Genomic DNA, 26,639 nt, shown 5'->3' on the forward strand with positions numbered 1-26,639 from the left:
ATCTGGGTCCAGGCTCCACCGTGTATCGCGTGCGAAGGACCGGCGAGTGCGGACGCGGCTCTGCGGTACATCGAGGCCCGGCGAGTCTGGTATGCCGATCCCGGTTCGACACGGGCTGAGAGCGACTGCGGTGGCGGACGACCGCGCCGCGACGCTCACGACAGTCACGACGAATTTGACGCCGATGCGCTGGGGGACCGATGAATTCGCTGGTGCCGCCGGAGTCGGCCGCTGTTGATCTGGAGAACATCTCCTTGTCTCGGAAGGAAGATTGGAAACTCTGGGTCTATGCGCCGCCGTTGACGCCTCCGCCGCGGCTGACATGTCGGCAGATCGCCGCGCTCGGTCCGGAAGCCATCTTCCGTTATAACGAGGCCCGACGGGTATGGCACGCCAATCTCGGGCCTATCGAAACACCGCAGTTGAAGTTGCTGCACAGGAGATTGAAGGTGATCGTCGGCAGTAACAGACAGTTCGGGGACAAACCGAAGGACGCGATCGCTGTCGACGCCTACCCCGGGTTGGGCAAGACCACCGCTGTTCTGGCCTTTGCCAAGGAATTTCACCAGCAGCAGATCGCGCTCAGAGGCCCTATGACGCCCGACGGCAACGAGCGGTGGCCGGTGTGCCGCGTCGGCTTGACCGGTAACACCGGCATGCTCGATTTCAACAAGGCCATGCTCGAGTTCTATGGCCACCCCGGCACGAGCAAGGGCTCGGCCGCACACTTCGCTCGCCGCGCGCTCGATTGTGTGCTGTCGTGCCAGACACGTCTACTCGTCGTCGATGACCTGCACTTTCTGCGGTTCCGCGAGACGAACGGCGTCGAGATCAGCAACCACTTCAAATACATTGCCAACGAGTTCCCGGTCACCCTGCTGTTCGTAGGGGTCGGGTTGGCGCGGCGCGGCCTGTTCTCCGAGGGTGGCACGGACGAGGACTCGGTGATGGCGCAACTCGGGCGGCGTACCAAACGTTTGGGTCTGGCGCCGTTCACTATCGATACCGACGAGAGACGCTTCGAATGGCGGCAATTGCTGCTGAACATCGAACAACAGCTCATTCTGGCCAACGTGTATCCAGGAATGATCGCCGACGATCTGTCCGATTATCTATTCGCGCGTAGCACCGGCCATATCGGCTCGTTGATGAGCGTGGTCCGCGGCGGCTGCGAATTGGCGGCATTGACCGGTGCGGAGCGATTCACCGCACAGTTGCTCGACGAGGTCGATATGGACGATTCCGCCGACAGGGCCCGCGCCGAACTTGACGCGGCCATCTCATCGGGTCGACTCACCACCAAACTGGGCACACGCCGAGGCAAACGCGGCGGGACCAGCCGGCCGACAGCCTCGCGGCGGAGCAAGAGCTAGCCCGTGGACGCGGGGTAAATCATGGCGTCGATCCGGACTCTGCCGATTCGTGTTCCACCAAGACCGGGAGAGGCGCTGGACTCGTGGCTGGAGGCGATCGCCGACCGCACGCACACCGCGTGGATCGATCTCCTGGCCGCAGTCGGGTTACCGACGGCCGGGACTACCCACGCCTACGAATGGATGCTGCGGCTGGCTCCCGAACAGACCCGCAGCATCGGTTACGCCACAGGTGTGGACGAAAGCATCATCGGTGCAATGACTTTGACCCACTTCGCCGATGCCACGCTCGACACAAGCATTGGGACCGGATGGCGAACCGTTCCGTGGGGTCGTGTCGGCGGGTCACGCTTCTGCCCGCAATGCCTAGGCGAGTCGGGCGGGCGGTGGGAGCTGCGCTGGTGGTGGGGCTGGTCTTTCGCCTGCTCCCGTCATCACTGCCTACTCGCCGACCGATGCCCGGCGTGCGGAAAACGACAGCGCAGCAGGGTATTTCCCGGTCAGATGATCCCTCAACCGGGCTTCTGCATGAGCCCCGCGCCCGACTCGCGGGGCCGGGCCGCCACACGTTGTGGGCACGATCTGTCCACGACGTTCGTCGTCGGATTCCCCGCCGATCATCCCGTACTCGACGCACAGCAACTCCTTGACGATCTCTCCACGATCGATCGCGCCGGATTCGGGATCTACGGCCGGAACCCGCAGCCCGCGGTCGCGGCGCTGGCAGACATCCGGGCGATCGCCGGGCGCGCGCTGTCCTACGCAAGCTTCGACGAGCTGTCCCGCATCCTGCCCACGGATCTGATGGATGCTTACCGCGGCGGCTTGAAGGTGCAGCCAGGGCCGCAACTGCGACATACCCAACGAGGGTCAGCGCGAGGCAGCGCTGTTGCTACCGCTGCCGGTGTGACGGTGGCGTTCGGCGTTCTAACAGCCCCGATGTCTCTCATGCCGGTGACGCACTGCGCTGGCTTGTCACCACAACACGGCAGCAGGGACGAGCGGTCACCGCCACGAACATCGGATGGGGCCGTCACGTCACCGGCGTGCTCACCGCTGTGCAATTGTCGGCGCTGGACCCGCTGCTCACCCCCAGCGACCAACTTCGCTACCGGACCACCACCGACGCCCCGTGCCGGCCCTCCTCCAAACCCGCGCGCCACCAACGCCTGAGCCGCCGGGTTCCGACAGCGCTGTGGCCGGACTGGGCGCTACGCCTAGCAGTGCCCGGCACCGGAATGCGGCAACTGCGGCCCGCGCTGTCGATGTCGCTGCTGTTGGTCGGAACCCGGCTTCGACTGTCCGACACCGTCAGTCGCCTCGACAGCCCACTCGACGGCCAGGCCCTCTCACGCATCCTGCAACTACTGCAAGCCCACCCTGACTGGCCGGGCATCCGTTCCGCTCTCACGATCATGGCCGACTATCTCTGCGATCACCGGCCGCCGATCGACTACCGCAGACGCCGCCACCTCGACTACACCGGATTGCTCACCGATACCGTCTGGCAGCGGATATGTCGCGACACGGGAACGCGCGGCACATCCGCGATGCGCGCCCGGATCACTGGCTGCTATCTGTTCGAACGAATCAGCGGTATGCCTGCCGAGTCCGCACCCGGCGCCGTCGACAACGCCGAATTCCGCACCCACATCGCCGATTTCCCCAGCTATCTGACCCCGCAACTGGCGACCGCCCTCGACGAGCACGCCGCGGATTTCCTCGCCCACCACCACATCCGCCGAGAACCGGTGGTGTGGCGCCCACCCGGCGCGGTTCTGGCGGGCCTGCACCTGCCCGGGGAAGCCCCCGAGACCGTCGACGTCGCAGTCCTGCACGAACTTATCGGCACGCAGGGGTACACACTCGGCGCGGCCGCGAACGGTCTCGGGATCACCCTCGACCTCGCCCGGTACGTCCTCGACCTCCACCCGGCCCCGCCACGGCGCAGGCGTGGCACGAACCGATCCCTCTACGCTTTCCAAGCCGCCCGCGCGGCTCTGCCGGCGGACCGGTTCATCGATCTGTACCACCGCAAGCGCCTGAGCCTGGACCGGATCGCGGTACAAGTAGGGGTCAGCCGTCACGTATTGACTCAGTTGGCCGACAGCTACGGGATCGCACGACGGGCACCGGGAAATCAGGTGCGGGCTGTCATCACCCGAGACTGGCTCTACGACCAGTATGTCCAGTGCCGCCGACCTCTCCCCGACCTCGCGCGAGAGGTCGGGATATCCAACGCGGCGATGGCCCGCTGGGCCAAATTCCATGCCATTCCGATGCGGGGGCGCGGTGGACCCAGCCATGCGGCAAACCTCGCAGCGCGCAGCAGCGCTGCTACCGCTCCCGCACTGCTGCAGCCCGCTCTTGGAGAAATCGGCGGGCACGAACGGCTGCGTCGATTCGTAGCTGCCGCACGCTACGACACCCTCACCCACGCCGCGAAAGACCTGGATATCTACCCGTTCTCACTCATTGCCCAGATCAACCGCCTGGAACGTGACTTCGGCGAGACCCTGTTCCAGCGCGCCCAACGAGGCCACCCCATGGCCCTCACCGAATTCGGCCGTACCGTGTTGTCGGCATGGGAATCCGCCGAAATCACATCATCTCGGTTTGCCTGAATGGGCTAATGGCCGTCTTCTCGACCAGCATCCGCGGATGCACGGGTTCCTGGTGAGAGGCCAGGTTCCCGATGATCGCGGTGGACCGGACTTGTCGTACTGGCCACCTACGATCGGCGGGTATGAATCAGCAGGCGCTCGCCACATTGCTGGCAGCCGTATTGTCCGCGGCCGCAGCGGTTTCGGCTCCATGGCTGAGTTACCGGATTTCGGCGCGCGACCGCCGCGAGAACCTCACCCGTGATCTCGAGCTGTACAGCAAGATTGCCGACGGCGATTTCGCATCCCGAGAGGGCCTCAAGGACGATATCGACCGCCGAATCACTCAGTTGCACAGCATGCACCGCTACTGGCGGCTCGTGCGGCTATGCGCCGTGTCGGGTGGAATTCTCGTGTTCTGCCTGGTCTTCATCATCGGCACCGACACCTATACCGCCCGTCGCAGTATGCGACAGTTCCTTGTCTCGGTCGGCGGGTGGACCGCGGCAATCGTGATGATCGTGGCGCTGGTGGCGTTTATCGCGGCGCTGGCCGCGCTGCTGGCCGAGATGATCGTGGCCGGACGCCCAGCGGGGTTCGCGGCCGCGATGGTGGTGCTTCCGTTTCTGATGGTGATCTTCGCTGTCGTCTGGCTGATCTTGGGGATCATCACCCAGGTCGGCAACCGGCAGCGTCGGCGCACTGGCACCACTCCGAAGACCGTCGCCGATTTCGTCCCATTCATGCGCGAGACGTGGCGCCAGTTCGCGCCCTGGGCCGTTGTTCAGTGAGCTCAACGAATGCCACCGTAGCGAAACTCCCACCAAGTCATAACCGCCATCGACGAACCTAGGGGATCGATCTCACGAGCCAGAATGGGCCAAGCGATCCAAGGGCTGCCGGGTCAAGGCCAGACGTGTCCCGTCGCACACGGTATGGACCGCGACCCCAGGGTCTTCCCACCTCGCATCACCACGCAGTCCACGAGTAGGCGCCGCAGACGCGGCGAGATCCGAGAGTACCCCGCCAAGTCCGTTCTGCAGGTTCAGGATTCACAGTCGGGACCACCAGCGGCGGCGTGGCACGGCCGGCGTAGACGTGGCCGCAGGTCGAGGCAACGCCGGTGGTGGCTGCTTCACGGTGGCTTGCGCCTCGGACGTTTTCGCCGGGCGCGGCGGAATCACCGGCGGTGTTTCCTCTGCTTGCTGGGGTGAGATGTGCAGCTCGAACGCCTCGTTGATGGCCTGTTGAACAGCGCGGCGATCCGCAGATCCGGCGTGGTGGGTGACGGCATCCCACGATAGGGGCCGGTCGGACGTGGCGGCGAGCTGTCGAGCCAGAAACGAAGCCAGAGGCGGGCTGAGGGCCGCCGTGAACTTCATCAGTTCTCGCGCCCGTCCGGGTGCCTGGTCGAAGATCGACTGCCACACGCGCTCCAGGTTCGGCTTGGATACGGGCCCGCTGAACACGCTCAGCAGCAAGGACTGTGCCTGCTGGCGCTCGAGCCTCGTGAAGGCTCGACCGGCCGAATTGACGAGATCGCCCTCGATTACCCGAGGGTTGAAGCTCAGCGCATACGAGACGACCTGCATCAACACCTCAAGATCGGCGGCGGCCACGGGTTTCACCAGATTCAGGTTCAGCACGGCCTCTCCGAGCAAGCCGAGCAGCTCTACAGAGGCATCATCACCGCGGTGCAGCGATTGCTTGGCCACCGTCGTAATGAACACCGTCGTACGCGGTGTATCGGTGGCGGCCATGCGCGCGAGCCAATAGCTCTGATCGTGGTTGAGCGCCGCCAAGATATGGACGGCGCTGTCGGACTCGCTGGCCCGCAACAGCGCCAGCACCTTTCGGTTGTCTCGGTTGCCCGGGTTGTCGCTAATGGCGTTGAGCAGGTCTCGCAGGTTGGCATATGCGGCAGAGGAGCGATTCAGCACTAGTACGCGCCCGAACCGTTCCAGCAAGAAGTCCAGGGTCGAATCGGCCAGGCCCTCGATCAACCGGTCGCGGTCTTGGTGGGAGCTCTGGGCGCGGGCGGCGGTCAGCAGGGCGGTCATGATGGCGTGCACGGCATCGTGGTACTCAGGGTCGGCGGCCATCGCGTCCAGCACCATGGTGGCCTGGACGAAGCCGTCGTTCTTGCACTTGCGGGGCAGGGCGTAGGCGATGCCGTACAGCACGGCCAACGCCGTGTCGGCGCCGCTGTCGCTGACCAACGCCGCAAGCTCCGCCGCGGCTGGCTCGACGTCCAAGCGACGGATCAAGGCGTTCAGGCGTCGCCCGATCTGGGGACTAGCGTCCACTTTGGTGAACAGTTCCTTATGCCGGGGCTGCCACAACGACCACGTGAATTCAGGAGGCGGGGTACGCGTGTACTGCGTCGGACTTTGCTCGGTGCCGGTCGGCGGCCACACCAACGCGGCAAGGGCAGCTGCGCGATCCGGGCCATAGAGCTCGGCGGTGGCGTACAGCAAAGCATCGGCGGCACCACGATCGTTGGCGGCGATCAGCAGCAACGCCTGGCCGATCGCAGGAGGGTCAGAGAGAAAGACCCCGTCGAGAGCGACGGCGGCGAGGTGTTCGCGGCCGTCCATGATCAATTCCCACAGCCACCCGGCGCGCTCGAGCACCTCGCTGTCCAGGCGCTCACGGTGGGCAACCTCTTTCGAAGACAGATGCGGTCCGGCGTGTTCACGCAGCACCGGGAGTTCGGTGTAGAGGGTGTCGGGGTCGGTCCGCAGGGCGGTGGCGGCGTAGTCGACCAACTGCTCGACGACGGCAGCGGGAAGCGGTGTCTTGTTCTGGCCCAGCAGGTATCGCGTCAGCGTCTGGGGGCTCATCGGCAATTCGGTGGCGGCCAGGATTTGCTTGTTGGTGTGGCCGGTGCGTTCGAGCAGGTCGATCACGGCGTTGCAGAGCTGCGCGAGCGGAGCGGGCACGCGGGCGTCGGGGCGTTTGCGGGGGGCGGGCACAGCTGAAAGTCCTTGTCCCGGGTGGTTGTTATGGGTTCACCGTAATCGTCGGTCGCCCAGAAGTGGCGGGATTATGTAATCCCTTGCGGGATAACTTATTTCCGCAGTTCAAGCAGTAATCCCGAGTTGGCGGACAAGTTATCGCTGGTCAAACTCGACGCTGCGTCCTCATCGACAGGGACGCCTCGGGCAGGCCGTGCCGGAACTTGGTAGGCGACAGCGCGGCCCGGCCCGGGGTTCGGCCGAAACGGAAAGGGCCTGCACCCATGATCTCCCACAACCCGCGGACATCGGTAGACCGAACTCGGCATACCCCACTTCTCCACAACGCCGTCCACCAGGACGAAGACAAGAACCAGTCGCGCGCCCACCGCCGACTGCGGCGCCGCGGCCGGGCAGACAGTCGCACACCGATGGTGGACCTCGCGGCATTCACCGTCGTGGTGGGGGCGGTGCTCGAGCTGGTCACCGTCGGGCGTGCGGACGCGGCGCTGCTGGCGGCCGCCGCCGGGTTCATCGCCGTGGCGTTCCGGGCCTTCTGCCCAGGCCGCTAGTCGGCGCAGGTGCTCCTGACGCACCAAAACGGTGACCTCGAATCATCCGAGGCCACCGTTGGTGGGTCGGGCCAGCTACACGCGGCAGGAGGGCAGCACCGGCGGCCTCGCGGGAACCTCAACGATCTCGATGACAATAGTGGTCTACACAGGGCCGCCGACCTTCTCGGGCTGCAACGACCTCATGTCCAGCCTGACCGAATTCCAGGCCCTCACGGCGCACCCTGGGCGGCCAAGTCATTAGCCGAACCGACGATCTCGATCGTCTACGGCTGCCCCGCCGACCCGTTATCGCCGAGGCCAGCGCGGGCGATTGTCGGGGAAGAACGCGTTCGGGTAGGTCCCAGGCACCCGATCGTGCACGGCACGTGCAGCCGTATCGAGGACGTCGAATTGCTGTAGCAGATGCACTCCTTGCACGGCGGTGTCGCGGTGGACGATAAGCCCGTCGGCGAAAGAGATTGCGAGGTCATCGTTTCCGAAGATCTTCGCGGTGGCATGAATCGCGTTGTTGCGGGCCTTGGACCACGCCAGGATGTCCTCGATCACAGCACGGAACTGCGGATCGCTCTCGATCACGGGATTCGACTTCTTCGCGTATCCGTTCAATAGCGCCTCACTCAGGCCGCCGACGGTCATCGATTCCAGCGGCTGTTCCTTGCGCAGGTAGGAGAAGCGGCTGGCCAGCCGATCACCGATCAACGAATCCAACACCGCGACAGCCTCAAGGAAGTGCCCAGACTCAAGGCATGCGATGACCCAGTCGAACGCCGCGGTGTAGCGCTCGACACGCCGCACACCCATGCCGGGCTCCTGCGCCTTCTCTCGGACACGCTTGTTGCTCACCAGTTCCCCTCCGCCGCAATTGTTCTCGCCGAGATGATAGCGACCGGACAGTCGAAGGTCGGACTCAGATGTGCGCAGATCAGGGCCTCGACGCGTTACTCCCGCGTAGCCAACCGCCGGTCGATGAGCGCTTGCATCTCCCCGAGAGTGCGGGCATCGGGGTTTTCTCCGGTTCGCTCGATGAGTTCGGCCTTGGCGAGCAGCCGGTAGTATGCCCCGGGGGCGCGGTGCTCGTGCACCACGGTGTACCGCCATTTGCCCAGCATGTTCATCACTCCAGCCAGGCTTTTGCTAATTTTCGCCCGATCGAGAACAATGCCCCATTCTCGATCGAATTCGGCTCGCATCGTCGGGGTGAGAGCAGCTCTGATCTCGGCGGGGTCCGCGCCTGGAACCATCGTTGGGTGAGGTGTCGCCTTTCCAGAAGTCACGACTCACCGTATCGATGGCTTACATGGGTTACACACTTCGGCCCCGGATCAGGCCGTCAACACGATGGGGCCCGCCCCGGGGAGAAGAGCATCAAGCGGCCGAGCATCGCGCTTGGATGCGGCAGGAGGCGCAGCAGGTTTCGAGAACAGCGGCCGTATTGGCGCGGATGCACCCATTTCGATGACGCACCAATCAAGGCGGCGACCATCCCGGAAGTGGCATGAGCGGGGCAAGCTACGGGATACGCTGGGCCGCGAGGCGCGGTCTTCCGTCTCGGCAATGTCTTACAATTGCACCAAAACGGGCGTAGCTAGATATTCGCCAAAGTTTTTTCAGACCACGTTTTGATGAATTCCGCATCCCCCATGGCGAAGTAATAGCAAACATTCGTGATGCGTTTGGGCAGGTGGGTTACGACGGTGGGATGATTGTCCGATTTGAAAGTTTGCTACCGGCGCTGAGATTGGTTGCTGAGCGAATGCTGGGCAACTCGAATTTGGGTGTGGCTCATTGGAATTCGAGACACATTGGGGATAGCCTTGGTGTCGCGCCGCCGCGCTGGTTCGCCAGGGTGGGGGAATGTTGCCTCCCGGCTGTGGGGCAGGGCGTCAGTGTGCACTGGGCGCACTGAGACCTTGCCCTGAGAAGGGAGGCATCTCCGTTGCCGAAACGAAAACGGCATCGGCGTGTGGTTTCGACGCGAAGGCGCCGAAACCACGCCAAAGGAACGAAAACCTCGGAGGGTAGCTGGCCGGCATGCTCCGAGGTGATCGCGACTTGGGTTACTCGGTTGTTCGCGCAGTCGATCGTTGATCTGCTGAATGACCTTCTGCGCTAGTAGAACCGGGGCGTGGGCTAGTCATATGACTAGCCCCGTTCGGTAGCTAGTCTCATGCCTGGGCCCTGTGCCTCAAGCTCTTCGGTGCTCTCCGACTAACCAGTGTCTATCCAATGACTAGTCGTCGTATAGCCGCCGTCTAACCAAGAAGTATCCATATGGGTAGTCGGTAGCGACGCAACTATACCCCTTATTGGGTGCGAGGTTAGCGATGAGATGCCCGACCGACAGGACGTTAAGACTTGTCGTGCCTGGTCAGGCCGCACTATCGGATGGCGCGGAGTTGAGAAGCCTTGATCTTCCATTGCTGCCACAGCCGGTTAGCGGATGCGTCCCAAAGCTTTCCAAGGTCTATCCAGCCGCATAGCCGCCGACTAGGCATGCATAGCAGCGGACTGGTCGGCCCCGCTTTGAGAGGACGACATCCTCCGCTACACAGTGACCGCAAGAGCAGTGGGCATCGGACCACGCGCTGCTGGTCACTACCAATCCGGGGCCTTGATCGAGCCGCGCTCGTAGTAGTCGTCGTCGAACTCTTCGTCCACCTTGCGCTGTCGTTCGACGCGCTCGGCTTCCAAGCGGGCTGAGTTCGCGTTCGTGTACGTCGAGATCGCTTCGAAGGTCGTGTCGGCTCGCAACTCCCGCAGTGCCTCATCGACCTTGGGGCGCTTGTCTTCCACTGCGGCCCGGTACGCGGCCATGATGGCTGCTTCCTCGCCCACCGTCACCGATAGCAGGCGATCCTCGGCGTCCACGACCACACGGATGCCGTTCACAACACCCACCCCGCGGATCTGCTCGAGGGCGTGTTGAGCACGCTGCACCTTAAGGCCCAGGCCATCGGAATCATTGTGGTTCACAGAAATTCGCCAACCTGTTGAGCGGATTCTCGACGCACAGACTGGATTTCCGGTGTCATTTCGGTTGCTCGGTGGTCGGTGTGACTGGGCTGGTGGATGCTTTGTCGGCGGCGAGCAGACGGCAACCGGTTTCGCTGCTGATGCCACGGGTGCTCAGCCACAGCACGGTGCCGTTGTCTCCGATGAAGCGGGCTTCGCGGTTGCCGGGTGTTTCGGTGGTCGGTACGGGGTCGGACTGTGTGGCACCTAGATCGGCTGCGAGCTGGCGGGCCTTTTCACGCACCTGCGGCCACACCGCGTCGGGGATGCCGCCGTGCGTGGGATCGCCGCCTTCGGTGATGTAGTTCGGAAGGTTGAGGGTTCGTCCCGCAGTCTGGTCATACGGGGCACCGCATGACCAGGGTTGACGGTCGGTATTAGTCCACTTCCAGGTCATGCCCGGGACCAGTGAGCTCGCGTAGGCAGCCAGGTCTTGGACCGCATTGGTGACGCGTGTATGTGTGTCTTCGAAAGTGGGCCGGGATCGAAGTACCTGTTCGGCTTGGGCTGTGTCGGCGGGTCCGGTCTTCTTGTACGGAGTGTCCACGGAGCCACATCCTGTCGTCGTTGCGATCACCGCGAGGGTGAACGCCGCTGCGATACTGATTCGAGAGATGCCGATGGTCACGGCTTCTTCACCGCCTCGTCGGGTAGGCCGGCCACGATCGTCGCGATATTCCAGCCGGAAGTTCGGAGCTGGTCCTTACCGTCGACCTTGGTGGTACGCGGGTAGTCGGCATGCTCGGACGCACCGTCGCGGTTCACGCCGTCGACTGTGGTGTGTGGTGCGGTTTCCAGGTGGGTGAATCCGGGCAAGGTTCTAGGGTTGTCGCCGAATCTGGGGAGATTGGCGACCTTATCGTTTCCGCCGGTCATCTCGTACCGGTGTCCGTCGGGTACCTCGAGCTTCGAGACCTCTTGATCCCCGGACACGGGCCACCAATTGCCGTGTTTGTACGGGAGATCTAAGCCTGGTGAGCCGTAGACGAGGAGGTCGTCGACCTTGGTTTGCTGCACCGCGAGTCCGGTCATCACTGACCCGTAAGAGTGCCCGACCGCAGTCAGATGCACTGAACTGTCGTCGTGGGAGGCTCGCATGCCGTCGTAGAACGATGCCAGTTTCGGTGCGCCGGCCTTAGCCATCTTGTCGGAGCTGACGTCCTCGGCACCGCTGAGTGTCGTGTGGTCCATTTCGGTCGGATCTGCCGTTAGCTTGCCCTGCGGCAAATCCGAGCCGATCCATACGACCGGCACTTCCGTCTGCCCTGCCTTCTGCCCGTATTTCGGATCTTTGGGATCCAGCTTGGCAAGCCTGTCGTCAGCAAGGGTTTTGACGGCTTTGGCTTCGTCGACCATGCCGCCGAGCGAGTTTTTGACATTGGTGTTCAGCCCTGGCGCGTGAACCGACACGTTCGCGGCGGTATCCGGGTTTCCGACCGAGATCGCGGCGTGGGCCATCGTCCCGGTTTGGGTGTCCATCAGCAGCAGCATCGTGCCCGGGTTCTTATCCAGCGTGTCCCGGATCGCCTGCAGATCCCCCAGCTTGTCTTTCACTGCCGGGTCGCCGTTTTGCGCGCGGGTCAGCTCGTCGTCGAGCTTCTCACGGTTGTAATGGTCACGATCGACCGAGGGCAACCCGTCGCGGTTCCCGAGGTACTGATCCTTCTCGTAGAGTGCGTCCTTCTCGGCAGGAGTCAGCGTCTCCCAGAAGTCGTGCAGCTTCTTCGGATCGGTAGGCAACTGGGCCTTGCCATCCAAGATGTCCTGTACGTTCGATCGGACCGGTTCGCCATCGGGCTTCGTCTCGTAGCCACTGAGCGTCTGCAGTTCGGTCGTGATCGCTTGCGCCGCTGCGGTTTCCCCATCGCCGAACTGCGTCAGAAGTGCCTTGATCCGGCTCTCGTATCCGGAAGCCTGGCCATCGAGTACCTGCTGATTCAACGCAGTCGTAGCCGAATTCGGGTGATCGGGATCCGAGGGCACCTTCGGGGCGTGCACGCTGCCGTCGTCGTCGACAGTCATGCCCGAGCCGTTCATCTCGACATCGAGGATCCTGATCAGAGCGGTCCGGGTGTCGCCGAGCGAGACGCCGTAGGTGTTGTATTTTTCGGCAATGCTGTCGATGGCGGTCGCGAGGTGATTGCTGTGCAGCTTGTGCGCCATCGCCTTCTCGGAGGCGGCTGCCGCGCCCTCGCCCTTCCAGTGGTTCATGGCGTTGTCGACCGATGCCTCCATCGCGTCGACCTTCGTGACGAAGCTGTCGTTCTGCTTCCCCAAGTCGGTGGCGAAGTCGAGCATCGACTGCGGGTTGCAGCCGCGTACGTGACTGATCGTCGTCAATTCACGCCCTCGCCGCGACCGTACTTATCTAGTTGGTCTTTGTTGGCCGTGTCCATGTCCTCGTACGTGCCCGAAGCCGACTTGGCCCGATCCGCCAAGGTCTGAATCTGACCCTGGACCAGCCCGTACGCCTTGACCACGGCATCACCGACCTGCGTCGATACCCCCTCGACAGGGGATCCCGGCATCGTCACCGCAGTAGTGACCTTCAGCTTGCCGATGTCATCGGCCTGCCCGCTCAGCTCGGTCGCCAACCCGTGCAGCGTGGATAGGTCGACGTCGAGAATGTCAGCCACGGGAACCCCCTGATTAGTTCGCGGCACAAAACTCAGGCGAACTTTAACACGCTGACCGCGAGCCATCCGTCCTCCGAACAAGGCATTGCTTGGTTCGATAACGAGCGAAGTAGGTCATGACGGCAGCTGTGGGCGACCTCAAGGCATCGCACACCAAAGCCGTGGTCAATCGGGTCTGCTCGCGGAGCGGGGCAAGTGGGCCGAGGCCGAGACCTCCTACTGCACAGCGGCCGAAGACACCCCCCTGAGCGCCCTGCTACATCGGGATCCTTGCCCGTGAAGCGCAGCAAGACGAAAGAGGCTGAGGGACTTTATAGTTCGCCTGTGACGGTGGGCAGCCTCGTGCCGTTGATGCCCATGTTGGCGGACCTATTACACAAGGAGGGACTCGTCGAGAACGCCGAGATGCGGCACAGCCTGGCACGTGACACTGAGCAACAGTCCGGACCACCCTCGACATCAACAAGCGATGGCGAGTACTTCGTTGGCCTGACGGTCCTAGAACTGAGCTGTCGGCATGCATGTGGTTGCGGTGCAACACCTTACAAGATTCCAAGACGGTGAGTGGCGGACCTTCGACCGAATTCCGCATTGCGCGACGACCGCCCCCGCCGCTGCGGAGTGCCGGTTCCGACGGCGATCGGGATGCGCCGGAACCGCGATATCACCGCAGGATGACGACAGATCTCACCAACGCAGCCGAAGCCATAACCCGAACAACGCGGCCGTAACCGTCACAACGCCCGCAAGTTGTTGGGCATCGGCATGAGTACCGCTCACGAGCGCCAGAACGACGCCCAGGATCACTGTCAGTACCAGCATGTCCAGAGCTCGGTGTCGCAGCCACGCGCCGACACGACCGACACGCTGGGCCGGAAGTCGTTCGGGGGGATCAGATTCGGCAGGTTCTACCCGCTCGTGCGGTTGAGGAGGGATCATCACAGTGGCCTCTCGTCTTCACTTGGCCTAGCCACCCGGAGCAGGTCGATAGCCCCAGCTGGAAACTTCGGCGTCGACCTGCCCCGGGGCGGTGACCGGAAGTGGTCAACCGCCCTGAAATTGAATGTGGCGAAACAATTCTTGTCCAGAGCGAAAATCGGACGAACCTGAAATACCTGCGCAAAACCCGAATTTTTCGGCGTGGCGCAACAGTTTTCGGGCGTGTCGCCAGGGTTATCGACGCACCTTGCCGGTTTCCGGTTCATAACTGGGTTTTCGGTGCGCCGTTATCGGATCCGGTCCACACTGGTCAGTGCTCGATTATTCGGATAAAAATAAGGACTGGTCTGTGTTGAAATCCAACCGTGGTGGCCGCCCCCGGAATATCAATCGCGACAAATTGCCCATCCGGATGCGCGAAGAAGTCAAATCACTGGTCATCGCGCTCAAAGAACTGCTTAACGAATCCAGGCTGTCCGACGCGGAGGTCTGCGCCTACGCGAATCTGCCGTTGACCGGTTCGCAATTCCATGACAGGCTGCACCGATTGTCCGGGCCGCCATGGGAGGTCTGCGACGCGATCGTGCACGCCGCGGCTACCGGGTTGAACACCACCGTCGAACAGTTGCGCGCAGACCTCGGCCCGCTGCTCCGTCCCGTGTACGCCGACTTGGCGGCGCTCACAGGTGCACCCGCGACCGGCGCGCCACGATCGCGGGCCGCAGCGGTCGATGTCGGCACGCACGCCGGGTGGCTTCTCGAATTGCTCGGCAACGCACGCGAAAACGACGCCGTCGCCGGCATTGACGACCGATTCGGTGGCGACGACACGGCGTTGGCCGCAGTGTTGATAGCGGTCGCCGACATCGACCCCTATGCCGTCGGGCTTCTGGTCGACGCCATCACCGTCACCAACCGTGCGCGCGCAGCGGCGCTGTGCGAGACGATGATCGACCTCGACGAACACAAAGCCGCTACCGCACTGAAAACCTGTGAATTGTCCACCGAGCCCGAGGATTCCAGAGCCGACGTCGTCGAGCATCCAGCGCTGCTGGTTGAGCACGATCCTGACCTCGCCGCCGGACGGAGGATCGCAGCGTTGCTGGCGCAGAAACGCGAGACCGGTCGCGTCGTGCGTGAGATCCGCGCACGGGTAGAAGCCGATGCGCGAACCTATGCCCTCGAGACCGAAGAGACCGGTCCCTTTCGCCTCCCGCCAAAACACCAGCCCTACAACCCCATCGCGCGATCGACAACCTCCGGTGTGCAGTTCGGGAGCGAGGCACCACAGACCCGCCCTCCGCGCCCCCGGTGCAGTCTGTCGTTTCTGCGCGTGGTTTTTGGGATCACCATGGGCGACGCGGTTCGCGGGCCGCAGTGGCTGGCGGATCTGTTGCTGGCGCTGTACGAGGCGGGCGAGTTCATTGCATTGAGTCATTGCGTCACAGCGTTGTTCGATCTGCGCAAGGAGTACGGCAAGATCGTCTTCCGCGCCGCGTCGCGGGTTTTCGAGAACATCAGCACCGATGCAGTCCTTCAGATCCTGGCAGGAATCTGCACCGAGGCACACCTAGACCACGATCTCGACGGTGAGGCCTTGTTCGATGACCTCGACGCGGTCCTGTGGGCTCTCGACGACGTCGATCTGGTCCTGGTTGCACAGAAGGTCGCCAAACTGTCGCCCTCGGCGGAGTTCAGCGTCGGGCACTTCGTGGAGTATCTGCCCAACATCTCCTCGTTCTGGCGCAAACTGGTCGCGGGACCGGACGGATATTTGGCCGGGGTGTTGCTCGAACGCGCACTCACGGACTGGATGGCATGGGACCGCAACAACATCGCCATTGAGGACTTCCAGCCACTGCGCTGTATCGCCAACGCACTCATCGACGCCGCCGCTACCGACAAGCCACCGCGGTGGCCGGGCAACGCGGCACCAGTCACAACACTGATCAAACGAATGCTGGTCGACCGGCCGGTGGTAGCGGTGCTGCTGCTGCTGGCTGTTCTGCTCGACCAGCACCCGCGGATGCACGGATTCCTCGCCACCCTTCTCGACGATGCCGACGCCCACGCAGGACTGGTCCGCACAATCGGGCTCGTACCCACACACAATGCATGTCTGCGGTTGTTCGAACGCCTCAGCATCGACGTTCCCGCCTACGCAGGAACCCTCAGCGCCGGCATTGCCGAAACGTTCCCCGACCACGCCCGCCATCTACTCGTGGAGGACCTGCACGGCGCACCCACATTTCGCGACACCCTGCGCAAGGCGTTGTTGCGGCGCGGCTCATAGCAGCTGGACGGTGTGTCACGACCGTCGCCGAACACGGGACAACGCGACGGAACCCAGCCGAAGGATCACAACAGGTCATCGGTAACGCCAACCTTGGTCAAGAGGAACTGCGCGACGTCGAGGCCGAGATCCCCAGCCCGAGCCCTGAGTAGCTCGAAAACCGGGTACGGAAGCAGAATCAGGATGCTCAACTCGGCCGGGTCCTGGAGGCGAGGTGGCGGATCGATCGACGGCGCGGCCGGATCCGCTACCAACACCCCACCCAGACGGTAGGGCCACCGCTCGCCGTACGTGTCAAGCATGTCGGCCCAGAACCGAAACAAGGCCGCATCGTCAGCGGGATCGCTCACTAGGGCACCATCCTTTCTGCAGCCCAACGAGTTAGGGTTGTGACCTCTCGGTCCCGGCGGGTGCATGGCCCGGTTCGCGAGCCACTCGATGGCCACGATGAGTACTGCCAGCCCCGCCGGGCGACCCTCGCCGACGCCGGATACGACGGCGCCGGGATCGGCGTGCACACCCCGGTCAAACAGCCCAGCGACGGCCGCGACCTCGATATCGACACCCGCACCCGGAACGCTCTGCTACGCGGGCTGCGCTGCCTGGCCGAACGCGGCTTCGCCCTGCTCACCGGACGCTGGCGCGCCCTGCGCCACTTCACCACCAGCCCCGAGAAAATCGGCGACATCGTCAAAGCCGCACTCGTCCTCACCCATTTCGAACACGGCCGACACCAATGAAAGTCGCTGAGATCACCTCAATGAGTACCCTCTGTTTTTCTCCAAGTTTGGATCTCTCGGCTATGACGTCCCTCCCGCCATCTCGTTGAGGGGCAGTCAATATAACTTTATATCCCATCACTTTGTAGAGATTTGCAACCAGAACTTCAAACTCGCGCGGGCTGAGGGAGAACAGTGCTTCCAGGCTATCGGTCGAACGTGAGTTTATGTAGAAGTGTCGATTATCTCGATGGCATCTTCGAGTCCATCCGCTCTGCCCTCTGCCAACATTTCGTCATGAATGCGGAGGTAGGATTTGATAACAGCAATAGCTTCTAGTGGCGAATCTGGTAGAAGATCAAGCGCCCATCGAATGCCATACTGCGCGTGTATTTTCCTGCCGATAACTGCGCGGTCCAGCCTTCGGAAATATTCATACTTACTCCGGAGTTCGTTATATAGATCAGGCTGCTTTAGCATCCAATAGAGGACGTCCTCGTCCTTCATGAAAGTTGAAGCGTCGAATAGAAAATGCCTCAGCAGAGATCTGACATCGGCTTCGGATCTCTGATGTATGTGGGTAATATACTCCTCCCGTAGAGATCGCGTTGGGAATGACCAAATTTGAAGATCGTCGGGCTGTTTCTTCTTAAAATCGGGATCAACTTTCAGAACCTCGGTTAGCCATTCCTCTAGGTGGTTCTCCCAATATCCAAGCGCTCGAGGCTCTCTGCGACCCTGCTTGGCGCGCTTCTTCACGCTTCGTATCGTGGGCGGCTCGTCGTCCGGGACGGCCAGTATCTCCGGCGCGCCTGAATCCGGGTTCTCGTGGGCAGGTTCAGCACTGGGCATGCATAGATGACACCACGCACCACCGACAGCGTGTACCAGATTGGTTGTGGGCGCGCCGATGAGCGAATCCAATCGTGTTCTGCGGCTGGTGAACCAGGCGATGACAGCCGTCATTACCGGCAATGACACAGCGCTGGACAAGCTGATGAGCTCACTCGACGACCAGGACCTCGAAGCCCTCATCGCCCACATGACAAAGGGATTCGACGTGCAAGTCCGGTTCGTCAGCCCGGGCACCAGCACCGAGGAGCGGTCATGACCGAAGGCACCGTGAAATTCCGGCTCATCGGCGACCGCCCCGACATCACCGCCATGATCAACGCACTCGACCCCGTCCTCGACATCGTCCAGGAGTGGCGCATCTACCCCATGCAGAACGGCACAGGCGTACGCGCCTACCTGGAAGCCCGCCCGCAACCGACAGACGCGACAGTCGATGTCGCGTCCCACCCCGAGGAGCACGAGTGACCGGCAACGACGCCGGAATCGCCGACGGGCGCACCGACGCCGCTGCGCCCGCCGACCCTGCGGCAAGCCCATCGACCGACAACGCGACGACCACGCCCGACACCAGCGGCAGGACCGTCGCCTGGCTCGGCTTCGGCTTCGGCGCAATCTTGTCCGTCCTCGCGAACTGGCTCTACACCTACCTGCCTCGCGACACCCACGCGACAGCCCAACACCCCGGTGTCGCACCACAAATCGGGTCCGCGGTATGGCCGCTGGTCCTCATGCTCTCGGTCGAAGTCCTACTCCGCGTGCGGTGGCTACCGGGTGTCTGGTGGAGACTGGCCCGCTACGCCGGAATCGGAACTGTCGCACTCGGTTCAGCCGTCATCAGCTACGGCCACGTCTACCACGTGCTGCTGTCTTGGGGCTACGACGCGGTCGGAGCTCACGTGGGGCCGCTTGCCATCGATGGATTCATGGTTATCTGCGGATTCGCCCTGCTCTCCGAATCGACCAGATTGCACGGCAACGCCATAGCGGGTGGCAGCGGAAACATCGATGCCCCCAACAGGGTCGATGCGAATCCGGTACCGGGCAGCAAGGGCGACACCACCTGCGACGAGGGCGACCGCATAGGCGACGCGGCCGACAGCCCATGCGACACAGCGCAATCGACACGCGACGGCCATGCGACAGGACACGATGCCGCACCCGATCCAGACCGAGACAACCGTATCCGCGGGATGGCCCGCGCGGGCATGTCCACCCGCGAGATCGGCCGCATCGTCCGCCTGCATCACTCCACCGTCGCCCGCATCGTCGCTCAGGGCGACACCAGTGGCACCGAAAGCGACGGCACCGCGCCGCTGCGACTGATCACTGCGACAGACCAGGAGGCCGAGAACTCATGTCTGAGGCCCTAATCCACGACAACCCCCACGATTGTTCAGAGTCGGAAAGGCAGGCGGCCATGGTCATCGATCGCTTCTTGCAGGCGAAGGACTGCGAAGAACTCACCGGAATTCCCGCCGCCACATGGCGGTACTGGGCCTGGCTCGGGACCGGCCCCGAAAGCTTCAAACTCGGCCACCGCCGAGTCTGGCGAGAGAGCGTCATCATGGCCTGGATCGCCGAGCAAGAGGCCGAAACGAAGACAGGGGGCGCAGCATAGCCATGGCAGGGCAGCGAAGTCCCAGATCAGGAGTGGAGGACCTCTGGTACAAGACGATCGTGACGATCGATCCGGCCACCGGCGAGAAAACCCGGAAGAGGGTCAAGTCCAAGCGGTACGGGCGAGGGGCGCGCTGGCGAGCCCGATATGTCGATCCGAACGGCATCGAGAGATCGCAAGCCTTCGCCACGAAGAACGCCACCCAGAAATATCTCGACAGCGACGTCACCACGAAGGTCGTCACGGGAACCTGGGTGGACCCCGACCGCAGCGGAGTCCTGTTCTCCATCGTCGCCGAAAAGTGGTTCGCGACCAAGGAGCTCCGCAAGCCCAAGACGGTCGCCGGTTATCGATCCCTTCTCGATAGCACCGTGATTCCCCGGTGGGGAGAGGTCCCGCTGCGGGAGATCGAGTTCGAGGATATCCAGCAGTGGGTTGTCGACCTCTCGCATTCGGGCAGCGCGCGATTCGAAGGCCGCGGACTCTCCGCATCACGGGTGATCCAGTCCTACCAAGTGCTCAACCAGATCTTGAAATCCGCCATCAAGGCCAAGAGGTTGGCGACCAACCCCGCCGATGAGATCGATCTGCCCTCCATGCCCACGGCGGAGCGGCGGTACCTCACGCATCTCGAGGTGCTCCGACTCGGGATGGCCGCCGGCAGGTTCCGTCCGCTGGTGTTCACTCTCGCCTACACAGGGATCCGTTTCGGTGAGGCCATCGCGATCCGGACGAGGGCGGTTGATCTCAACGCCCAGCGGATCACCGTGGCCCGGTCGGCAACTCCCGTTACCGGCAGGGGTACGTGGAGACCGATACGAAGAACCACACGACTCGGACCGTGCCGGTCCCCGCGAGCCTGGCGAAGGAACTCGGCGCGCTCCTTGAAGGCCGGGCACCCGACGCGTTGGTGTTCCCCAGCCATAAGGGTGGGTTCCTCACCTCAACCGAGTTCCGCTGGGTATTCGATCACGCGGCTGCGGAGGTCGATCTGAGTGGTGTTGTGCCGCACGGGCTTCGGCACACCGCCGCCTCGTTGGCGATCAGCGCCGGGGCGAATATCAAAGTCGTGCAACGGATGTTGGGGCATAAGACGGCGACGCTGACCCTGGACGGCCACCTGTTCCCGGACGATCTGGATGCCGTCGTCAAGGGGATGGAAGCGGGCGCGCAGGCTGCTGCGTACCAATTGCGGACCGCATAGAGAGAGGGCGGCTCCGGTGATCTCCGAAACCGCCCTCTACCTTGGTGCCGAGTGTGGGACTTGAACCCACACGTCCTTTCGGACAACGGTTTTTGAGACCGTCGCGTCTGCCACTTCCGCCAACTCGGCGCACCGGGGGGAAATGATAGCGGGTTGGAGGGGGAAGCTACTAATCGAGGGGTCGGGGGGACGAGAGGGTTGTGATACTGGTCGGTTTGCGCTGGGTACGTGGGTTGTGGGGGCGGGGCGACGGTACTCTTTGGGGTACTCGGGTGCGTGCCGGTCCTGTGAGGGTGGCGCAAGACGAGGTGGCATCGGGTTATCGGTATTCGGAAGCGACAGGGGTTCATCTATGGGAACGACAGCAGGGGGCGGTTCGAAGAAGGATGCCGCGGCGAACGCCCCCAAGCGGGTGGTGGTTGCCGAGGACGAGGCGCTCATCCGGATGGACCTGGTGGAAATGCTCTCCGAGGAGGGCTATCAGGTGGTGGGTGAGGCGGGAGACGGCCAGCAGGCCGTGGATCTCGCCGAGGAGCTGCGGCCGGATCTGGTGATCATGGACGTGAAGATGCCGCGCCGGGACGGTATCGACGCGGCCGCCGAGATCGCGTCGAAACGCGTTGCGCCGGTGGTCATTCTGACCGCGTTCAGTCAACGTGATCTGGTGGAGCGGGCACGCGACGCGGGGGCGATGGCGTACCTGGTGAAGCCGTTCACCAAGTCGGATCTGGTGCCGGCGATCGAATTGGCCGCGTCCCGATTCCATGAGATCGCCGCGCTCGAGAACGAGGTCGCGAGTCTGACCGACCGGCTCGAGACCCGCAAGCTGGTGGAGCGCGCCAAGGGTGTGCTGATGCAGACGCAGGGCCTATCGGAGCCGCAGGCGTTCAAGTGGATTCAGCGCACCGCGATGGACCGTCGCACCACCATGAAGGCGGTCGCGGAAGTGGTGCTGGAGAACCTCGCGCCGAAGTAAGGCGCATTTGCCACGCCATAGCCCTACTGTTGCCAGAAATCAACTGTAAAAATTTACAGTGCGGTAACAGTGGGGCCTTTTCTTTTGTTGCGATGTCACATGGATGATTCGAATGTGATGCGGAGCTAACGTGGCCGGACTATGTTCTGGATCGGGCCGATCGATGGGGCGGCCCTCCTCGGCTCACCCCGGGGGAGCACAGAACATGAGGTGAATCGTGCTTGGTTCATGGACGCGCACGTCGTCGCTGCGACACAGTCGCACGGCGCGGGCGATGGTCATCGGAGCAGCGGCGGTGCTCGCGCTCGCATCTGCCGGATGTAGCAGCAAATCGACCGACAACTCGAGCGGTGGTGGTGGCGGTGCCGGCCTGACCATCCAGCCGCTCGTGCAGGTGGACGCGCAGGGCAAGGAAGTTCCGGTCAAGGACGCCACCGCGGCCGCCGACCCCGCCGGCGACGGCAAGGGCAAGTGCGCGCCGACCACCATCGCGATGGCGGGCCCGCTCACCGGTGACAACGCCAACCTCGGCCTCAATATCGTGCGCGGCGTGCAGCTGGCGCTCGACCAGCACAACAAGGCCAACTCCGGTTGCCAGGTGCAGCTCAAGCAGTTCGACACCGAGGGCGACCCGCAGAAGGCCACCCAGGTCATTCCGACCATCGTGAGCGATCCGTCGATCGTCGCCCTGATCGGCCCCACCTTCTCCGGTGAGACCAAGGCGACCGGTCAGATCCTCAGCGACGCCAACCTGGTGTCGCTGACGCCTTCGGCCACCAACGTCACCCTCACCACCAATGGCTGGAAGAACTTCTTCCGCGGCCTGGGCAACGACGGCGTGCAGGGTCCGGCCGTGGCCGGATACCTCAAGGGCACCGGCAAATTCAAGAAGATCTGCGTCATCGCCGATGACACCGATTACGGCACCGGCCTGGCCAAGACCGTGACCGAGGGCCTGGGCTCGATCGCCGACCCGAGCTGCACGGCCAATGTGAAGACCAAGGACAAGGACTTCTCCGCGACCGTCTCCAAGATGGCGTCGGCCAAGCCGGACGGCATCTTCTACGCCGGCTACTACGCCGAGGCGTCCCCGCTGGTCAGCCAGCTGCGCAGTGGCGGCGTGACCGCGACCTTCATCTCCGACGACGGCACCAAGGACGTCGAGTTCGTCAAGCAGGCGGGCAACGCCTCCAAGGACGCACTGCTGTCGTGCCCGTGTGGTCCGGCCTCCGACAAGTTCGCCTCCGCCTACAAGGCGCTGACCAACTTCGACCCGGGCACCTACTCGACCGAGGGCTACGACCTGACCACCATCGTGCTCAAGGGCATCGAGTCGGGTAAGACCACCCGCCCCGATCTGGTGGACTTCGTGAAGAACTACGACGGCCAGGGTCTCGCCCGCGAATACAAGTGGGGCCCCACCGGTGAATTGGCGAACGCACTGATCTGGATGTACCAGGTCAAGTAGCGCTCGGGAGTTATTTCGGAACAGCGTGTGCCGAATTCGTTCGGCGCACGCTGTTTTCCACCGACGGCGAAAGTTACGAATGTCTGCACCCGCTCTGGCCGATGTGACGCTCCTGGCGAGCAGTTCCATCGAATTCAATGTCTCCGGCGTCGTCGACCAGTTCTGGCGGCTCACCGTGGAAGGTTTGACCTACGGTTCGATCTACGCCCTGGTCGCGGTCGGATACACACTGGTTTACGGTGTGTTGCGACTGATCAATTTCGCCCATTCGGAAGTTTTCATGCTGGGCATGTTCGGCCAGCTGGTCGGACTCATGGTCTTCGGATTCGCGGCCAGCGGTGATGTGTATTCCCAGGGTGTCGCGCTGACGATCGTCTATCTGGCGCTGGCCATGGTCTTCGGCATGCTGGTCTCCGGCGTGGCCGCGGTCGGCCTGGAACGGGTCGCGTATCGCCCGCTGCGCAAACGCGGCGCGAAACCGCTCATCTTCCTGATCACCGCGATCGGAATGTCTTTCGTACTGCAGGAATTCGTGCATTACGTGCTGCCCAAGCTGACCGGCAACAAGCTCGGCGGCCTCAACGCGCAGCAGCCGATCACGCTGGTGCGGCCGTCGGAGCAGTTCACGCTGTTCGACGCGCCGGTCACCAATATCGCGCTGGTGATCGTGGGCGCGGCCGTGGCGCTCGCGCTCATCACCGAATTGCTCATCAACAAGACGAAATTCGGCCGCAGCATTCGCGCGGTCGCCCAGGATCCGGATACCGCGACGCTGATGGGTGTCTCGCGCGAACGCGTCATCATGCTGACGTTCCTCATCGGCGGCGTGCTCGCCGGCGCGGCCGCCCTGCTGTACACGCTGAAGATTCCCAACGGCATCATCTACAACGGCGGATTCATCCTGGGTATCAAGGCTTTCAGCGCCGCGGTGCTGGGCGGTATCGGCAATCTGCGCGGCGCGCTGCTGGGCGGATTGCTGCTGGGTCTGGCCGAGGATTACGGGCAGATCCTGTTCGGCACCCAGTGGCGTGACGTGGTCGCCTTCGTGGTGCTGGTCGGCGTGCTGATGGTTCGCCCGACCGGCATTCTGGGCGAGAGCCTGGGGAGGGCGCGCGCATGACGGACATGGCTCGGTCCCCGCGAACCCCGCACAAGGGCATCCTCCCGCCCGCCTGGAAGCAGGACTTCGGTCCGGAGGCGCCGCGCGGGCGCGGCATCGGCGACGGCATCAGGAACTGGTGGGCGGGGCTGACGCGGCCGGCGCAGTGGGCGGTCGGCGTGCCGATCATCCTGGTGCTGGCCATCATTCCGCTGTATCCGCCGCCGCTGCTGGACACCCCCGGCACCAGTTTCGGCGGTGTCATGGCGCAGTTCGCCATGTACGCGCTCATCGCCATCGGCCTGAATGTCGTTGTCGGACAGGCAGGTCTGCTCGACCTCGGCTACGTCGGCTTCTACGCCGTCGGCGCGTACACCGTCGGCCTGCTCACCAGTCCGAACAGCCCCTGGAACCAGACCGGCGGCTGGCTCAGCCCGAAATGGGCGTGGCTGCTGTGTGTTCCGATCGCGATCCTGGCGACCGCCATCTCGGGCCTCATCCTCGGCACCCCCACGCTGCGCCTGCGCGGCGACTATCTCGCCATCGTCACCCTCGGCTTCGGTGAGATCGTGCGCCTCCTGGCCGACAACCTGCCCGACATCACCAACGGCAGCCTCGGTCTCTCGCGCATCCAGTACCCGAAGCTCGGCGAGTCCGACTCGCATGCCGGCGGCTACTTCTCCTCCGGCAATCTCGGCGACAAGCACACCTGGAATCCCTTGGACCACGCCAACTCCGGCACCTGGTGGTTCTGGCTGGGCATGGTGCTGGTGATCATCGTGCTGATGTTCGTCGGCAATCTGGAGCGCAGCCGCGTCGGCCGCGCCTGGGTGGCGATCCGCGAGGACGAGGACGCCGCGGAGATCATGGGCGTGCCGACCTTCAAGTTCAAGCTGTGGGCGTTCACCATCGGCGCGGCCATCGGCGGGCTGTCCGGCGCGCTGTACGCGGGCCAGGTGCAGTTCATCAATCCGCAGGGCTTCAACGTCATCAACTCGATGCTGTTCCTGTGCGCGGTGGTGCTGGGCGGCCAGGGCAACAAGCTCGGCGTGATCGTCGGCGCGTTCCTGATCGTCTACCTGCCCAACCGATTCATGTCGGTCAATGTCGGCGGGCAGTCGCTGGGCGACTACAAGTACCTGTTCTTCGGTCTCACGCTGGTGGTGTTGATGATCTTCCGGCCACAGGGTCTGTTCCCCGCCCGGCAGAAATTGCTCGCCTACGGGCGACAGGTGTATCGAGCGGTGCGACGGCCGGCGGCCGCGCAGGCGACGGGAGCGGGACAGTGACGGGGCCGGGCGACGCGCTCTTCGACAACGAGGACCTGGCGGCCGGCTACCAGCGGCCCGAGGTCGAGCCTAGCGCGGGCACCCTCGACGTGACCGAGGTGCTGCCGGTGCTCGGGGACTCCGAGGCGGTCGCGGAAGTCGTTGCGCCGCACCGGGAGATCGAGACCGAGGTGGGTGCGCCGCTGCTGCGCACCGACGGGCTCACCGTCAAGTTCGGCGGCCTCACCGCCCTGGACAATGTGAGTTTCGAGATCCGCCGCGGCGAGATCCTCGGGCTCATCGGACCCAACGGCGCGGGCAAGACCACCTGCTTCAACGCCATCTCCGGCGTGTACCGGCCGTCGGGCGGCACCGTCTTCTTCGACGGCAAGCCGCTGACCAAGACCAAACGCAACGAGATCACCCGCCTGGGTATCGCGCGCACCTTCCAGAACATCCGGCTCTTCGCCGAGATGACCGCGCTGGAGAATGTGGTCGTCGGCGCGGACGCCCGGCACAAGACCTCGGTGCCCGGCGCGGTCCTGCGCACGCCCCGGCATCGGCGTGAGGAACGCGACGCCCTCGAAAGAGGCATGGCGCTGCTGGAATTCGTCGGTATCGCCCCGCACGCGGTGGAGAAGGCACGCAATCTCTCCTACGGCGATCAGCGACGCCTGGAGATCGCCCGCGCGCTGGCGACCGAACCGAAATTGCTGTGCCTGGACGAGCCGGCCGCCGGATTCAACCCCAGCGAGAAGTCCGCGCTCATGGATCTGATCCGCAAGATCCGCGACGACGGGTACACGGTGCTGCTCATCGAGCACGACATGCGGCTGGTCATGGGCGTGACCGACCGGATCGTGGTGCTGGAGTTCGGCCGCAAGATCGCCGACGGGCTGCCGGACCGGATCCGCCAGGATCCGGCGGTGATCAACGCGTATCTGGGCGTGCCGGACGAGGCCGACGCCGAGACGGCCGAGGATGCCGCGGAGGCGGCGAGCATCGAGGGCGCCGAGGCGCAACGGCCGGCGGCGCCCGAGCCCG

25 protein-coding genes, 1 tRNA gene and 3 pseudogenes are annotated in these 26,639 nt (G+C 63.7%); 17 read left to right on the forward strand and 12 right to left on the reverse strand.

Annotated features, from left to right (window positions below; translation table 11 throughout):
- Positions 1-200 precede the first annotated feature (200 nt).
- Positions 201-1,373 (forward strand): AAA family ATPase, encoded by a 1,173-nt coding sequence (locus tag D7D52_RS22045; protein WP_120739221.1) that lies wholly within the window; start codon positions 201-203, stop codon positions 1,371-1,373.
- Between the two features lie 21 nt (positions 1,374-1,394).
- A pseudogene (locus D7D52_RS40380) lies at positions 1,395-1,760 on the forward strand (TniQ family protein); the annotation flags it as partial.
- 54 nt (positions 1,761-1,814) lie between these two features.
- Here D7D52_RS40380 and D7D52_RS39325 read toward each other — a convergent pair.
- Entirely contained in the window at positions 1,815-2,231 is a 417-nt protein-coding gene (locus D7D52_RS39325; protein WP_246023218.1) for a hypothetical protein, read from the reverse strand.
- A gap of 380 nt (positions 2,232-2,611) precedes the next feature.
- On the opposite strand from D7D52_RS39325, the gene D7D52_RS22055 reads away from it, so the two are divergent.
- Together D7D52_RS22055 and D7D52_RS22060 are read left to right on the forward strand one after the other, a co-directional pair.
- Positions 2,612-3,997, forward strand: coding sequence for a helix-turn-helix domain-containing protein (locus tag D7D52_RS22055; RefSeq protein WP_162958466.1), 1,386 nt, complete (start codon positions 2,612-2,614; stop codon positions 3,995-3,997).
- A 122-nt stretch (positions 3,998-4,119) separates the two neighbouring features.
- Positions 4,120-4,767 (forward strand): hypothetical protein, encoded by a 648-nt coding sequence (locus D7D52_RS22060; protein WP_120739227.1) that lies wholly within the window; start codon positions 4,120-4,122, stop codon positions 4,765-4,767.
- A gap of 261 nt (positions 4,768-5,028) precedes the next feature.
- Here the strand turns inward: D7D52_RS22060 and D7D52_RS22065 are convergent, their stop codons facing one another.
- Positions 5,029-6,951, reverse strand: coding sequence for a hypothetical protein (locus D7D52_RS22065; protein WP_162958467.1), 1,923 nt, complete (start codon positions 6,949-6,951; stop codon positions 5,029-5,031).
- A 413-nt stretch (positions 6,952-7,364) separates the two neighbouring features.
- Here D7D52_RS22065 and D7D52_RS37900 point away from each other — a divergent pair, with 413 nt between their 5' ends.
- A complete protein-coding gene (locus D7D52_RS37900) occupies positions 7,365-7,505 on the forward strand; it encodes a hypothetical protein (protein WP_162958468.1) in 141 nt (46 codons plus the stop codon).
- Positions 7,506-7,793: 288 nt separating this feature from the next.
- Here D7D52_RS37900 and D7D52_RS22075 read toward each other — a convergent pair whose 3' ends face one another.
- The 6 genes from D7D52_RS22075 to D7D52_RS22100 all read right to left on the reverse strand — a co-directional run bounded on the left by D7D52_RS22075 (position 7,794) and on the right by D7D52_RS22100 (position 13,156).
- Entirely contained in the window at positions 7,794-8,351 is a 558-nt protein-coding gene (locus D7D52_RS22075; RefSeq protein ID WP_120739233.1) for a hypothetical protein, read from the reverse strand.
- Between the two features lie 95 nt (positions 8,352-8,446).
- Complete coding sequence (locus D7D52_RS22080) at positions 8,447-8,749, reverse strand: DUF6247 family protein (protein WP_120739235.1); 303 nt, start codon at positions 8,747-8,749, stop codon at positions 8,447-8,449.
- Positions 8,750-10,103: 1,354 nt separating this feature from the next.
- Positions 10,104-10,481, reverse strand: coding sequence for a hypothetical protein (locus D7D52_RS22085; RefSeq protein WP_162958469.1), 378 nt, complete (start codon positions 10,479-10,481; stop codon positions 10,104-10,106).
- Positions 10,482-10,536: 55 nt separating this feature from the next.
- The gene (locus D7D52_RS22090; protein ID WP_162958470.1) at positions 10,537-11,148 is read right to left on the reverse strand and encodes an LppA family lipoprotein; all 612 of its coding nucleotides are present in this window, start codon (positions 11,146-11,148) and stop codon (positions 10,537-10,539) included.
- Positions 11,145-12,860: an alpha/beta hydrolase gene (locus D7D52_RS22095; RefSeq protein WP_162958471.1), complete on the reverse strand. Its 1,716-nt coding sequence runs from the start codon at positions 12,858-12,860 to the stop codon at positions 11,145-11,147. The genes D7D52_RS22090 and D7D52_RS22095 overlap by 4 nt, the downstream gene beginning before the upstream one ends.
- Entirely contained in the window at positions 12,857-13,156 is a 300-nt protein-coding gene (locus D7D52_RS22100) for a type VII secretion target (protein WP_120739244.1), read from the reverse strand. The genes D7D52_RS22095 and D7D52_RS22100 overlap by 4 nt, the downstream gene beginning before the upstream one ends.
- A 1,252-nt stretch (positions 13,157-14,408) precedes the next feature.
- On the opposite strand from D7D52_RS22100, the gene D7D52_RS22110 reads away from it, so the two are divergent.
- Positions 14,409-16,388: a hypothetical protein gene (locus tag D7D52_RS22110; RefSeq protein WP_162958472.1), complete on the forward strand. Its 1,980-nt coding sequence runs from the start codon at positions 14,409-14,411 to the stop codon at positions 16,386-16,388.
- Positions 16,389-16,453: 65 nt separating this feature from the next.
- Here the strand turns inward: D7D52_RS22110 and D7D52_RS22115 are convergent, their stop codons facing one another.
- A complete protein-coding gene (locus tag D7D52_RS22115) occupies positions 16,454-16,738 on the reverse strand; it encodes a hypothetical protein (RefSeq protein ID WP_120739250.1) in 285 nt (94 codons plus the stop codon).
- Between the two features lie 39 nt (positions 16,739-16,777).
- Between D7D52_RS22115 and D7D52_RS22120 the strand changes: the two genes are divergently transcribed.
- On the forward strand, positions 16,778-17,128 hold the full coding sequence (locus tag D7D52_RS22120) for a transposase family protein (protein WP_222932655.1): 351 nt from the start codon (positions 16,778-16,780) through the stop codon (positions 17,126-17,128).
- Here D7D52_RS22120 and D7D52_RS40385 read toward each other — a convergent pair.
- Positions 17,097-17,336, reverse strand: coding sequence for a restriction endonuclease (locus D7D52_RS40385; RefSeq protein WP_120739252.1), 240 nt, complete (start codon positions 17,334-17,336; stop codon positions 17,097-17,099). The two genes, D7D52_RS22120 and D7D52_RS40385, sit on opposite strands and share 32 nt — an antisense overlap.
- On the reverse strand, positions 17,333-17,959 hold the full coding sequence (locus D7D52_RS37905) for a hypothetical protein (RefSeq protein ID WP_162958473.1): 627 nt from the start codon (positions 17,957-17,959) through the stop codon (positions 17,333-17,335). The genes D7D52_RS40385 and D7D52_RS37905 overlap by 4 nt, the downstream gene beginning before the upstream one ends.
- A 58-nt stretch (positions 17,960-18,017) precedes the next feature.
- Between D7D52_RS37905 and D7D52_RS22135 the strand changes: the two genes are divergently transcribed.
- From D7D52_RS22135 to D7D52_RS40565, 5 genes and pseudogenes are all read left to right on the forward strand, one after another.
- A complete protein-coding gene (locus D7D52_RS22135; RefSeq protein ID WP_120739256.1) occupies positions 18,018-18,218 on the forward strand; it encodes a hypothetical protein in 201 nt (66 codons plus the stop codon).
- Positions 18,215-18,427, forward strand: a complete 213-nt coding sequence (locus tag D7D52_RS22140; protein ID WP_120739258.1) for a hypothetical protein — start codon at positions 18,215-18,217, stop codon at positions 18,425-18,427. The genes D7D52_RS22135 and D7D52_RS22140 overlap by 4 nt, the downstream gene beginning before the upstream one ends.
- Positions 18,424-19,332, forward strand: a complete 909-nt coding sequence (locus D7D52_RS22145) for a helix-turn-helix domain-containing protein (protein WP_120739260.1) — start codon at positions 18,424-18,426, stop codon at positions 19,330-19,332. Before D7D52_RS22140 ends, D7D52_RS22145 begins: the two co-directional genes overlap by 4 nt.
- Before the next feature lie 47 nt (positions 19,333-19,379).
- On the forward strand, positions 19,380-19,580 hold the full coding sequence (locus D7D52_RS22150; RefSeq protein WP_120739262.1) for a helix-turn-helix transcriptional regulator: 201 nt from the start codon (positions 19,380-19,382) through the stop codon (positions 19,578-19,580).
- A gap of 2 nt (positions 19,581-19,582) precedes the next feature.
- A pseudogene (locus D7D52_RS40565) lies at positions 19,583-20,784 on the forward strand (tyrosine-type recombinase/integrase).
- Between the two features lie 42 nt (positions 20,785-20,826).
- Here D7D52_RS40565 and D7D52_RS22160 read toward each other — a convergent pair.
- Positions 20,827-20,913: transfer RNA gene (locus D7D52_RS22160), tRNA-Leu, on the reverse strand.
- A 223-nt stretch (positions 20,914-21,136) separates the two neighbouring features.
- Here D7D52_RS22160 and D7D52_RS22165 point away from each other — a divergent pair.
- From D7D52_RS22165 to D7D52_RS39340, 5 genes and pseudogenes are all read left to right on the forward strand, one after another.
- Positions 21,137-21,760 (forward strand): ANTAR domain-containing response regulator, encoded by a 624-nt coding sequence (locus tag D7D52_RS22165; RefSeq protein WP_120739264.1) that lies wholly within the window; start codon positions 21,137-21,139, stop codon positions 21,758-21,760.
- Positions 21,761-22,034: 274 nt separating this feature from the next.
- The gene (locus tag D7D52_RS22170; RefSeq protein WP_120739266.1) at positions 22,035-23,228 is read left to right on the forward strand and encodes a branched-chain amino acid ABC transporter substrate-binding protein; all 1,194 of its coding nucleotides are present in this window, start codon (positions 22,035-22,037) and stop codon (positions 23,226-23,228) included.
- 79 nt (positions 23,229-23,307) lie between these two features.
- A complete protein-coding gene (locus D7D52_RS22175; protein ID WP_120739268.1) occupies positions 23,308-24,348 on the forward strand; it encodes a branched-chain amino acid ABC transporter permease in 1,041 nt (346 codons plus the stop codon).
- A complete protein-coding gene (locus D7D52_RS22180; RefSeq protein WP_246023220.1) occupies positions 24,345-25,616 on the forward strand; it encodes a branched-chain amino acid ABC transporter permease in 1,272 nt (423 codons plus the stop codon). Before D7D52_RS22175 ends, D7D52_RS22180 begins: the two co-directional genes overlap by 4 nt.
- A pseudogene (locus D7D52_RS39340) lies at positions 25,613-26,554 on the forward strand (ABC transporter ATP-binding protein); the annotation flags it as partial. The gene D7D52_RS22180 and the pseudogene D7D52_RS39340, both read left to right, overlap by 4 nt.
- Positions 26,555-26,639: the final 85 nt, after the last annotated feature.

Origin of the sequence: Nocardia yunnanensis (genome assembly GCF_003626895.1) — a bacterium.
Taxonomy (GTDB): domain Bacteria; phylum Actinomycetota; class Actinomycetes; order Mycobacteriales; family Mycobacteriaceae; genus Nocardia; species Nocardia yunnanensis.